Origin of the sequence: Acinetobacter sp. BIGb0102, assembly GCF_003815055.1 — a bacterium.
GTDB classification, from domain to species: domain Bacteria; phylum Pseudomonadota; class Gammaproteobacteria; order Pseudomonadales; family Moraxellaceae; genus Acinetobacter; species Acinetobacter vivianii.
Map to the genome: position 1 here is coordinate 1 of NZ_RKQE01000003.1, position 11,949 is coordinate 11,949.

Below are 11,949 nucleotides of genomic sequence, written 5' to 3' on the forward strand. Positions count from 1 at the left end.
TCCCTTCCCGAACTCAGAAGTGAAACCTCTTAGCGCTGATGGTAGTGTGGCACTTGCCATGTGAGAGTAAGTCATCGCCAGCTTTTAAATCTAAATACCCCAGTCTCGAGAGAGGTTGGGGTGTTTTTTTGCGCGCGGAATTTTTATAAATAAGAAAAGCGTCAAACCAAGACGTTAAGAATCGAATGAATCTGTTATTGCTACTCAAAATCTAGCATGCTATAGAAAAGAGATTTTTAATGGCATTATGCAAGAAAGACCCTATATCAGATCTGTAAAGTTGAAAGCTCCAGAGACCTTGGACTGGGCCAGTTATCCCTATGTTATTCCAGCAGTGAATGATCTGGAAACTATTGAATTTCATCCAGAAGTTACATTTTTTGTTGGAGAGAATGGTTCAGGAAAGTCCACCATTCTTGAAGCACTGGCACTAGCATTGGGCTTTTCAGAAGAAGGGGGGACACGTAATGTTCAACTTAATACGGCAATGACCAGCTCGGTTTTACATCAATCTCTACGCACAATAAAAAGTTATAAAAAGCCTCAGGATTATTATTTTTTGCGTGCTGAAAGCTTTTATAACGTAGCAACTTATATGAAAGAAGTTGATTATTTAGTTGAATATGGAGGAGATATTCATCGTCGCTCTCATGGAGAGGCTTTCTTAAAACTCTTAACGATGAAACTGAAAGGGAATGGATTATATCTTTTAGATGAGCCTGAGGCAGCGCTTTCTCCTACAATGTTGATGACAACGTTATCGGTAATCGACCGTTTATGTCAGGCACATTCTCAATTTATTATTGCAACACATTCTCCCATTCTTCTGGCTTATCCAAATGCAAAGATTTACCAGTTTTCGGAATCGGGAATTAGACAAGTGAGCTATGAAGAAACGGAACATTTTCGGGTAACAAAGGACTTTCTCAATAATTATCAAAAGAGAGTAACGCAAATTTTGGAACAGTAGTTAAGACTTGTCCTATTTAACCATTAGAAAAGTATTTCTTTTTTATAATTTTTATTTTTCTACTTTCTTCATAGATTCACAAGCCTATAATGATTGAGAATCATTTTAAATCTAATAAGGAAATAACATGTCAACTGATCAGCAATTTCCAACACCTGCTAACTTAGGTATCGCGGTTTACTCAAATAATGCGGAAGCGATTGGTAATACACCTTTAGTGCGTATCAACCGTCTTATTAAAACGGGTGCAACTGTCTTAGCAAAGGTTGAAAGCCGTAATCCTGCATTTTCAGTGAAATGTCGTATTGGTGCTGCTTTGATTGCGGATGCGGAAAAACGCGGTGTACTGAAAGCTGGCATGCATATTGTTGAACCGACAAGTGGTAATACAGGGATTGCCTTAGCATTTGTGGCAGCGGCAAAAGGTTATCCAATTACCTTGACCATGCCTGCTAGTATGAGTTTGGAACGTCGAAAAGTATTAAAAGCATTAGGTGCAAATCTGGTCCTTACTGATCCTGCCAAAGGAATGAAAGGTGCAGTGGATGAGGCTGTTCGTTTAGCCACTGAAAATCCAGAACAATATTTCTTGCCACAACAATTTGAGAATCCAGCGAATCCACAAATTCATACAGACACTACTGGCCCTGAAATCTGGCAGGCAACCAATGGTCAAGTGGATATTCTAGTAGCAGGTGTTGGTACGGGCGGGACCATTACTGGGATTTCACGTTATTTTGAACAGGTTCAGAATAAACCACTTTATTCAGTTGCAGTTGAACCTGCTGAATCACCAATTATTACCCAAACCAAACATGGCGAGAGCATTACACCTGCACCGCACAAAATTCAGGGCATTGGCGCAAACTTTATCCCTAAAAATTTGGACTTGGATTTAGTTGATGAAGTGCTACCTGTGAATAGTACCGATGCAATTGAGTGGGCAAGAAAGTGTGCAACTCAAGAAGGAATATTGGTGGGTATTTCGAGTGGTGCAGCATTGGCTGCAGCAGCGCAGATTGCAGAGCGTCCTGAAAATGCAGGCAAAACCATTGTGGTGATCTTGCCTGATAGTGGAGAGCGTTATTTATCTTCAGTCTTATTTGAAGGTTTATTTGAGGAAGCTTAATTCCATTATTTAGCCAATAAAAAACCATGCTATTTACGCATGGTTTTTTATTTTTGATTGCCTTTAAAGTGCTTTCTTTAACGTTTTTTCGTGATGTTTAACCGAGCGAGCGTACTTTTTCCCTTTATGGCGCGTCCAGAAACTACGTTGATATCCTGTAGGGCCGACATTGTAATAAGCTACAGCTTTAGACCAGCTACCCGCTGATCGATAGTAGGTTGAGAGGACATGCGCGCCACAGTTAATATTGACATTTTCATCATAAAGATCGCCTGGGCAAGACTGGCGCCAATGACTGGAAATGATTTGTGTTAACCCAATTGCACCCGTTGGTGAGCGGGCAGCGCTATTGTAATTGGATTCCTGACGAATCAGGGCAGCCAGTAAAGTTGGCGAAACATCGTAACGTTCAGCACTCTGGATAATCATGGGTGATAAACGATTTGCCGTGTTTGGGGAAACAGAATAGGCATTTTGTAAACCAGACGAGAGCTGATTCGAGCGATTTGCAAATGATCCACTTAAGCTGCTACACGCAGAAAGGCTCACCGCGATGACGATAAGACTAAGCTTTAAAAATATTGAGCCAAGAGCGTTAGAAGCAATACCTTGATTCGATGATGTAGAGACGATTTGCAAAACCAAGACCAGAGACAAAATAAAATTATTAGGATGGTATGCACTCGGTTTAGGTGAGTCAATAGTAGTTGTTTTACTGTATTTATTCTTTTAAGGGTCATATAAAAAAGCCCCAACGTCCTGTTGAGGCTTTTCATATTTGGTTTCTTGCCGCCAACTCCTGTCGACGACCACATCCTGTGTTCTTGTTATTCTGAATGAGACATCCTGTCTCTGTATGATTCATATATTAATGAATGGAAAACGAACTGGATATTCGCCAATCACCCCAACCGATGTAGGTTTTTACTGACAAATTTTATAAAGCTTCTTTTAATGATTGTTCATGTCGTTTGACTGAGCTGGCATAACGTTCAGCTTGTTGGCGCATATATGGGCTTCTTCGATAGCCTGTCGGTCCAACATTGTAATAACCCAAGGCTTTTGCCCAGTCTCCAGTCGATTGATAGTAATTCGCTAAAATATAGGCACCACAATTAATATTGACGTGTTCATCGTACAAATCGCCTGGGCAAAATTGCTGCCAGAATTTTGGACGAACCTGAGTTAAACCAACCGCATCAGCAGAAGACCGTGCAAAAGTTCTATAGCTAGATTCCTGACGAATCAGTGCAGCTAATAAATGGGGTGAAATATTATGTTTTTCTGCTGTTTTTAGAATGATGGGGGCAACGCGATTCGCAGTGGTGGGCGGAACGGAATAAGCGTTCTGAATGCCCGTTGCAAACTGTTGAGATTGGCGTACCGAAGGGCCTTGAGTACTGGTACATGCAACGGTTAAATAAGTACTGAAAAGGATGATACTCAATTTGACAAAAGTAATTTGAAACCGAGAAAAGCAAAATTTGTTGTAAATTATCATCGTAAAAAAAGACTGACCATCATATATAAAACATGCGGATAGTAGGTAGCAAGTCGTTGAGAGTCAATGCAGAATAGTAAGTTAAATCGTTTAGTTTTATGTCTTAAGAAAAATGCTAGGACAATAAAAAAGCCCCGACATCCTGTCGAGGCTTTTCATATTTGGTTTCTTGCCGCCAACTCCTGTCAACGACCACATCCTGTGTTCTTATTCTTCTGAATGAGACATCCTGTCTCTCTATGCTTCAAATATTAGTGGATAGCGCACAATGTGTATATTCGCCAATCACCCCAAGTATTGTACGTTTTAACTTACATTAGTTTTCGGGTGGCGTTTGTTCTGGATGAGTTGTCATTTTTCCGCCATAAAGAATTCATGCTATTGCAGTAAAAACGTCATCAAAGCTTGCTTAAATTTGCATGATTTTTTTACCAAATGAATAAAATGATGAACAAGAAAACCTTATTGGCTGTGATGTGCTGCACAGCTTTTGGGCTGGTTGCCTGTAATGATGATAATAAGCAAGATCAGACCACACCCACAGAAAAAGTGACCGAGCCTACTTTAGTTTCTTTTGCCAAACTTCCTGTAGCCACTTATGCGGCTGGCCCAGACTCGGGTAAAGCTGTGAGCGGTGCCAATGGGATTTATCCGCCATTTAAAGGGCAACCCGTACAAGGTTTTTCTGCTGCTTTAAAAAATGATGATGGTAGTTATATGGCGATGGCAGATAATGGTTTCGGCACACAAGACAATTCAGCCGATTTCTTATTGCGTATTTATAAAATCAAAGCAGACTTTAAAACCAAGAGTAAAGGCACAGGGCAAGTGGCTGTGCAAGGTTTTATTCAGTTACGTGATCCGAATAAGTTGATTCCTTTTGAAATCATCAATGGCAATACCACTGACCGTTTATTGACGGGGGCGGATTTTGATCCAGAATCTATGCAACGTGCCGCAGATGGAACGTACTGGATTGGCGATGAGTTTGGCCCTTATCTGCTGCATTTCTCGGCAGACGGTGTGTTGCTAGATGCGCCGATTGGATTGCCGAATCCATTGAATCCGACACAAGAATTACGTTCACCACAAAACCAGCTCAACAAAGCCAATATCAATTATGTTGAGCCATTGGTTGGACGGAGTAGTGGTTTCGAGGGGATGGCAATTTCACCAGATGGCAAGTATTTATATCCATTACTGGAAAAGCCATTGCTCAATGACTCAACTGGACGCTTGTTAATTTCTCAATTTGATATTCAGAAAAAAGCTTATACAGGTCTTTATTATTGGTTTGAACTGGACAGTAAAGCCACCAACATTGGTGATTTTCAACTCTTTAATGACAGAGAAGGCATTATCATTGAGCGTGATGCCAGCCAGAATAATCTCGGCGGACATAAAAAGCTGATTCGGATTAAGTTCAATGAACCGAAACAAACGGTAGCGCGTGAAGATCTGGTCGACTTGATGAAAATTGCCAATCCAGATGCGCTATACGGCACAGCGCGAGTAGGGGATATTGGTACAGGTAAAGTTTTTGCTTTCCCGTTTGAGACCATTGAAGATGTGATTATTGAAAATGGCACGACCCTGACGGTATTGAATGACAATAATTTCCCTGGTTCATCGGGACGTAATGCCAAAGAAGCTGATGATAATGAAATTATCCAGATTCGTTTACCCAAAGCATTATTTTAAACAATAGGTAAAAATCGCCGAAACGATCATTCCGCATTTCGGCTGAAGGCGTATACTGATTGGGCATAAGGAGTCCTCATGTCTGAATCAGTGTTGCGCCCAACCCATATCGAGTATGGTTCAAAATCGTTTACTGCGATTTTATGGTCCTTGTTCTTTGCCGGTTTTGCGTCATTTTCATCGTTGTACTGTGTCCAGCCAATGATGCCGATCTTTGCAGAATTCTTTCATGTGACACCCACGCACAGTAGTTTCCCATTATCTTTTTCAACCGTTGCACTTGCGATTGGTCTGCTATTTACAGGTTTTATTTCTGATCGTTTTGGTCGTAAGCCGATCATGGTCTTTGCCTTGTTCTTGGTCTCAATTTTATTGTTGGTAAGTGCTTCTTTTCCTGTTTGGGAAATTTTCCTGACCACCCGTGTTTTTATTGGTTTGGCTGTTAGCGGCGTTGCTGCGGTAGCGATGACTTATATCGGTGAAGAAATTGCGCAAAAAGATATTGGTTTTGCGATGGGACTATATATTTCAGGCACTGCGATTGGCGGCATGGGCGGGCGTTTGATTGCAGGGGTGCTGGTTGATTTTATCTCTTGGCAAGCAGCGACCTATGCGATTGGTTTTATCAATTTCATTATCGCCTGTCTATTTTATCTGTTATTACCAAAATCACAGCATTTCAAACCCTATCCATTCCGCTTTTCCCGTTTTAAGGCAGCTTTTGAGCAGAATTTAAAAGATCCAAAATTACGTATTTTATTTGCCCAAGGATTTATCTTGATGGGCTGTCTAGTGACTGTATTTAACTATATTAGTTATCACTTGCTGGAAGCACCTTTCAATCTTTCACAAACATGGATTGGCCTGATTTCGATTGCTTATCTGGCAGGAATTTACAGTTCACCTAAAGCCGCGCAATGGGGTTTTAAATATGGTCGCGATAAGGTATTGCCAATCTTGTTATTGACGATGATGCTAGGGTTACTGATTACTTTAATTCCTTCTCTCTGGACGATTCTGCTTGGGCTGATTATTTTTACTTTTTCATTTTTTGCCGCGCATTCCACCGCGAGTAGCTGGGTCTCGGTGCAGGCTGTGCAATACCGTGCAGTAGCGTCCTCGCTGTATTTACTCTGCTATTACATCGGTTCAAGTTTATTGGGCAGTAGCGGTGGGTTGGTCTGGGAAAACTTTGGCTGGACTGGCATTACTTGCATGGTTGCGGTGGTTTTAATCTTTGGTCTTTTGTTGGCGTTGAGATTGAAGTCTAGGGCTTTTTCAGAATAACAAGGGAAGTGCCGATTTTATTATTGATTCAAGTTTTTTAACTCTGATCGTGATGTCGGAACAAAAGTTGATACTTCCTTTATTGAAAGTATTGATAAGGTAAAGCAGAAAATAATGCATAAAATATGAACATAATCGTTGTGTAAGTGTAAAATATAAAGATAATGATTCTCATTTTAGATGGAGAATCTTATGCACCGTCCTATCTCTCAATATCGAATTTTTCCAAAAAGTGCAATTTATCTAGCACTTTATACATGTTGGGTTGGAACAGCCTATGCTGCCACGGAGGCGGCAACAACACAGACCAATATTTTGCCTACAATTGTAGTTACAGCAGATGATTCATTGGAAAATAATTACACCAAGAAAAATGCCAGTACTTCGACCAAGCTCAATTTAAGCGTTAAGGAAACCCCTCAGTCGGTTTCGGTGATTACACAAAAACAAATGGAAGATATGGGAGCAACGAATCTAGGGGAGGCTTTATTAAATACCACAGGGATTATTCTAACGGGGGACAATACTGAACGAACCAACTTCTCGATACGTGGGTTCAACATGGGGGATGGCTGGAACTCTAATTTGATGCAGTACGACGGAGTTGCCGTCAATGCAACCAATGTCGCTTCGTCAAAACCCGATATGGCTATGTTGGAAAGCGTTGAAGTCTTACGTGGGGCAGCGGGTTTGTTGCAAGGTTCAGGAGAACCAGCAGGCACGGTGAATCTGATTCGTAAAAAGCCAACGGCTGATTTTCATGCTAGCGGTGCAGTGAGTTATGGATCATGGAATACAGTCCGTGGGGAAGTCGATGTTTCCAACCGTTTAAATGAATCAGGAACAGTAAGAGGGCGACTGGTTTTAGCTTATCAAGATGGTGATTCATGGATGAAAGCCGTTACGCGCGACAGTAATTTACTTTACGGAATTATCAGCGCGGACCTAACAAAAAATACTTTACTTAATTTTGGCTATTCCCAACAGAAAGAACATGCGGTGCCAGTGAACAGTTTGCCTCGTTATTCAGATGGATCTGATATTGGACTGGATCGAGATAACTGTGGTTGTGATTACCGAGACTTTTGGGATAAGAAAAATAGCCAGGCCTTTATTGATTTGACCCACCAGTTCGAAAATGGATGGATGGTGAAGGGAAGTTATTTAAGAGCTGATATTGATATGGACATGGCCTTTACCAGCCTTGCCTTTGCTAGCACAGGTGCGATTGATAAGAGTAATCCAAAGGCGACGATCAACAAATATGGCTATCGTTATAATCAGCAACTTGATGTGTTTGATTTCTTTACTAAAGGTTCATTTAACTTGTTAGGCCGTGAACATGAGTTAGTTGCGGGGATCAATCATCAGAAAAGTGATATACCTGGACAATGGACCAGCTGGGATACCATGATGGCGGATGGTTCATTGTGGGATCGTCAAGCCAATACCAAACCTGTTGGTGTTGAGCAAATGCAAGTAAATGTGTTTGACTTTGATCCTTATGGTCTACCTTATGCCGCGCCACGTTATGATCAAGATGGCGGCCGTTCGTATGTACAAACTGAGCAAACTGGCCTTTATCTGACGACACGTTGGAACTTGGCTGATTCACTCAAGTTGATTACGGGTGTACGAGAAAGTAATTTTAAATATGATTCAGAATATCAAAGTAATGTGACGGGTAAATTTGTCGACAGTCGTGCTGTTCATTATAAAAAAGCTAATATTTGGACGCCTTATGTGGGCTTAACTTATGATTTTAATGATACCTATACGGGTTATGCGAGTTTCACAGATACCTTCGTTGTGCAGAATGTCAAAGATCGTAATGAAAAATTGCTTGATCCAGTTCAGGGTAATGTCTACGAAATCGGGCTGAAAGGAAGCTTTAATGACGATAAACTGATCGCATCAATTGCAGCTTTTAGAACAAATCAAATTAATCGAGCTATTCAGGATCAGAGTAGTAAAGGGCAGTGTGCCTTTAATGGTGGAGAAGGATATTGTAATACCTCTGCTGGCGAGGTGATCAGTGAAGGGATTGAAACCGAATTACGTGGAGAAGTATTACCAAATTTAAATCTTTCAGCAGGTTATACCTACAATACAACAGAATATAAAAAAGATATCGCCAAGCAGGGCCAAACTTTCAATGAAACTACACCTGAACATATTGCTCGTTTATTTGCGACGTATAAGTTACCCAACAACTTAACTGTGGGTGGTGGAGTAAATTATCAAAGTGAGTGGTTAGTCGGACGTTATGGCTCTAAACCTGCAAAACAGGAAGGCTATGCACTGGTTAACTTGATGGCAAGCTATCCATTGAGTGAAAATATTACGATTGCTGTTAATGCCAATAATGTCTTGGATAAAAAATATTATTCATATTTAACAACAGACTCGAATCGTTATGGCGAGCCACGGAACATGAAGTTAACCCTCCGCGCTAAGTTTTAAAATCGTTTGAATCATAGAGGGGTGGTATTTTCAGCCCTCTATGAATTTTGTGTAGATATTATAAAATTTCTTGGGAATATTTATATTTTGATTAAACTTTATACAAATAATTTGTTATCTCCTTGTTCTTGAATATTTTATAAACAGGGAAAATGAATGAAATTCATGTTAAAATGATCGGCTTTCATCTTTAGATGTCTCTCCTCCATCTGCTAGCCGAGATTCGCAAGCTATGTCTACTGCCTATACCACGCAGACTGCGCCAAAAGCGCTGTTTGATTACGACAAATATTGGGCGTCGTGTTTTGAACCCGCACCATTTTTGCCGATGTCACGAGAAGAAATGGATCTGCTCGGCTGGGATGCATGTGACTTTATCTTGGTGTGTGGGGATGCCTATATTGACCATCCTTCATTTGTATCGGGTGTGATTGGGCGTGTGCTTGAAGCACAAGGCTTCCGTGTTGGCATCATTGCCCAGCCAGACTGGACCAATGTCGAGAGTTTCCGTGTTTTAGGCAAACCGACCATTGCGTGGGGTGTGACCGCTGGAAATATGGATTCGATGATTAACCGTTATACGGCAGATCGTAAAATCCGTTCTGATGATGCGTATTCACCCAATAATGAACCGAACAAGCGTCCAGACCGTGCAGCAACAGTGTATTGCCAGCGTTGTCGTGAAGCTTTCCCTGATGTGCCTGTCTTGCTTGGCGGGATTGAAGGTAGCTTACGTCGTATCGCACATTACGATTACTGGTCAGATAAAGTCCGTCGTTCTATCTTGATGGATTCGAAGGCTGATTTATTGATGTATGGTAATGGTGAACGTGCCATTATCGATGTGATGCATCGTTTAGCCAAAGGTGAAAAAGTTCACGAGATTACCGATGTTCGCGGTACCGCATTTATTATTAATAAACATAACAAACAATCGAAAGCTAAATTCGTTGAGATCGCAAGTAACGATGTCGATACGATTGGCCGTGTTGATCAGATCATCAATCCTTATGTGATGACTGAAGATATTGACGGCTGTGAAGTTGAAAAAGAAAAAGGCAACTCACTGGCTCAATACCAGAACTTCCAGAAAGAATTCGTTGCCAACCCAATTGTCCGTGAAGGCGACAATTTAGATCCAGATACCCAGATCGTACAGCTTAAACCAGCACCTTCAAAAGCGATAAAACATAAATTACCGCCACGTGAACTTGCTGTGATCCGTTTGCCTTCTTATGAAGAAGTCGCCAATGATCAGGTTCTGTATGCACACGCCAACCGTATTTTGCATCTTGAAACCAATCCAGGTAATGCCCGTGCCTTGGTACAACGTCATGGCGAACGTGATGTCTGGATCAATCCACCGCCAATTCCTTTAACTACTGAGGAAATGGACTACGTTTTTGATTTACCTTATGCACGTTTACCGCATCCTGCTTATGGCAATGCGCGTTTCCCTGCATTTGATATGATCAAATTTTCTGTGAATATTATGCGTGGCTGCTTCGGCGGTTGTACTTTCTGTTCGATTACAGAACATGAAGGTCGTATTATTCAAAACCGTTCAGAAGATTCAATTCTGCGAGAAATTGAAAAAATCCGTGATACTGCACCAAATTTCACCGGCATTATTTCAGACTTGGGTGGCCCAACTGCAAACATGTATCGTTTGCACTGTAATGATCCTGAAATTGAAAAGAATTGCCGTAAACCCTCTTGTGTTTACCCTGGGGTATGTCAAAACCTGCATACCGATCATGCACCGTTGGTTCAGCTTTATCGTAAGGCGCGTGACATCAAGGGTGTGAAGAAGATTCTGATTGGTTCAGGTCTGCGTTATGACCTTGCAGTATTAAACCCTGAATATGTCAAAGAGCTGGTTCAGCACCATGTCGGTGGTTATCTGAAAATTGCGCCTGAGCATACTGAAAATGGCCCATTATCGAAGATGATGAAGCCTGGTATCGGCACCTATGACCGCTTTAAACAGATGTTTGAGCGTTTCAGTAAGGAAGCAGGTAAGGAACAATATTTAATTCCGTACTTTATTGCTGCACATCCGGGTACCACCGATTACGACATGATGAATCTGGCGATCTGGTTGAAGAAGAATGGTTTCCGTGCCGATCAGGTGCAGACCTTCTATCCATCACCAATGGCAACCGCGACCACGATGTATTACTCGGGCAAAAATCCATTGTCTAAAGTGGCGCGTTATACGGAAAATGTGGATATTGTTAAAGGTGAAAAGCGTCGTCGCTTACACAAAGCGTTCTTGCGTTACCATGATCCAAATAACTGGCCTTTATTACGTGAAGCCTTGAAAGATATGGGGCGTGTAGATTTAATCGGAAATTCAAAACAGCACTTGATTCCGACTTATCAGCCACAAGGTACGGCTGAAGGTGAATATAAGTCTGCCCGTAAAAAGAACTCGAGTGTTGCAGGAGATTCTGCAAAACGCGGCCAAGGACAATCTCGTTCACAGTCGGGTCAGAAACATCCGCAAAAAGGTCAGGTATTAACCCAGCACAATGGTTTACCACCGCGTGAAACAGGTGAGAAGAGACCTTTTTCGGGCAAGCCAAAGTCTAAAGCAAAAGCCCATCGTTAATTTGATGACAAAAAAGGCATGATATTTCATGCCTTTTTTATTTACATATTAGGTAAATGTTTATAATTTGACCACAAAACGCGCTGTATTCGAAACATAAACTGACAATAACGACTTGAATAATCAAAGCGTAATGATTATAAATAAAGAGCAGAGGGCAGTTACGACTTTGGTCGTCTGGGAAAACACGATTAAAAAACTTAAGTTTGCACTGCAAAATGAATTTGCTATCGCTGTTATTGATTAAAAAAATTGGCTTAAAGCCAAAAATGATTATAAAAAAT

General features: G+C 41.2%; 8 protein-coding genes. 6 read left to right on the forward strand and 2 right to left on the reverse strand.

Going from position 1 to position 11,949, the window contains the following annotated elements; translation table 11 throughout:
• Positions 1–247: 247 nt before the first annotated feature.
• Together EC846_RS01475 and cysK are read left to right on the forward strand one after the other, a co-directional pair.
• Entirely contained in the window at positions 248–970 is a 723-nt protein-coding gene (locus tag EC846_RS01475; protein ID WP_123773862.1) for an AAA family ATPase, read from the forward strand.
• A gap of 127 nt (positions 971–1,097) precedes the next feature.
• Positions 1,098–2,099, forward strand: coding sequence for a cysteine synthase A (cysK, locus tag EC846_RS01480; RefSeq protein WP_123773863.1), 1,002 nt, complete (start codon positions 1,098–1,100; stop codon positions 2,097–2,099).
• A 63-nt stretch (positions 2,100–2,162) separates the two neighbouring features.
• Here cysK and EC846_RS01485 read toward each other — a convergent pair whose 3' ends face one another.
• Together EC846_RS01485 and EC846_RS01490 are read right to left on the reverse strand one after the other, a co-directional pair.
• Positions 2,163–2,681 (reverse strand): lytic transglycosylase domain-containing protein, encoded by a 519-nt coding sequence (locus tag EC846_RS01485; RefSeq protein WP_188393556.1) that lies wholly within the window; start codon positions 2,679–2,681, stop codon positions 2,163–2,165.
• Between the two features lie 355 nt (positions 2,682–3,036).
• Positions 3,037–3,600, reverse strand: coding sequence for a lytic transglycosylase domain-containing protein (locus EC846_RS01490; protein ID WP_062847132.1), 564 nt, complete (start codon positions 3,598–3,600; stop codon positions 3,037–3,039).
• Between the two features lie 447 nt (positions 3,601–4,047).
• On the opposite strand from EC846_RS01490, the gene EC846_RS01495 reads away from it, so the two are divergent.
• The 4 genes from EC846_RS01495 to EC846_RS01510 all read left to right on the forward strand — a co-directional run bounded on the left by EC846_RS01495 (position 4,048) and on the right by EC846_RS01510 (position 11,665).
• The gene (locus EC846_RS01495) at positions 4,048–5,301 is read left to right on the forward strand and encodes an esterase-like activity of phytase family protein (RefSeq protein WP_171409965.1); all 1,254 of its coding nucleotides are present in this window, start codon (positions 4,048–4,050) and stop codon (positions 5,299–5,301) included.
• Positions 5,302–5,379: 78 nt separating this feature from the next.
• On the forward strand, positions 5,380–6,588 hold the full coding sequence (locus EC846_RS01500) for an MFS transporter (protein WP_123773865.1): 1,209 nt from the start codon (positions 5,380–5,382) through the stop codon (positions 6,586–6,588).
• Between the two features lie 192 nt (positions 6,589–6,780).
• Positions 6,781–9,051: a TonB-dependent siderophore receptor gene (locus tag EC846_RS01505; protein ID WP_123773866.1), complete on the forward strand. Its 2,271-nt coding sequence runs from the start codon at positions 6,781–6,783 to the stop codon at positions 9,049–9,051.
• Between the two features lie 232 nt (positions 9,052–9,283).
• Entirely contained in the window at positions 9,284–11,665 is a 2,382-nt protein-coding gene (locus tag EC846_RS01510; protein WP_005255630.1) for a YgiQ family radical SAM protein, read from the forward strand.
• Positions 11,666–11,949 lie beyond the last annotated feature (284 nt).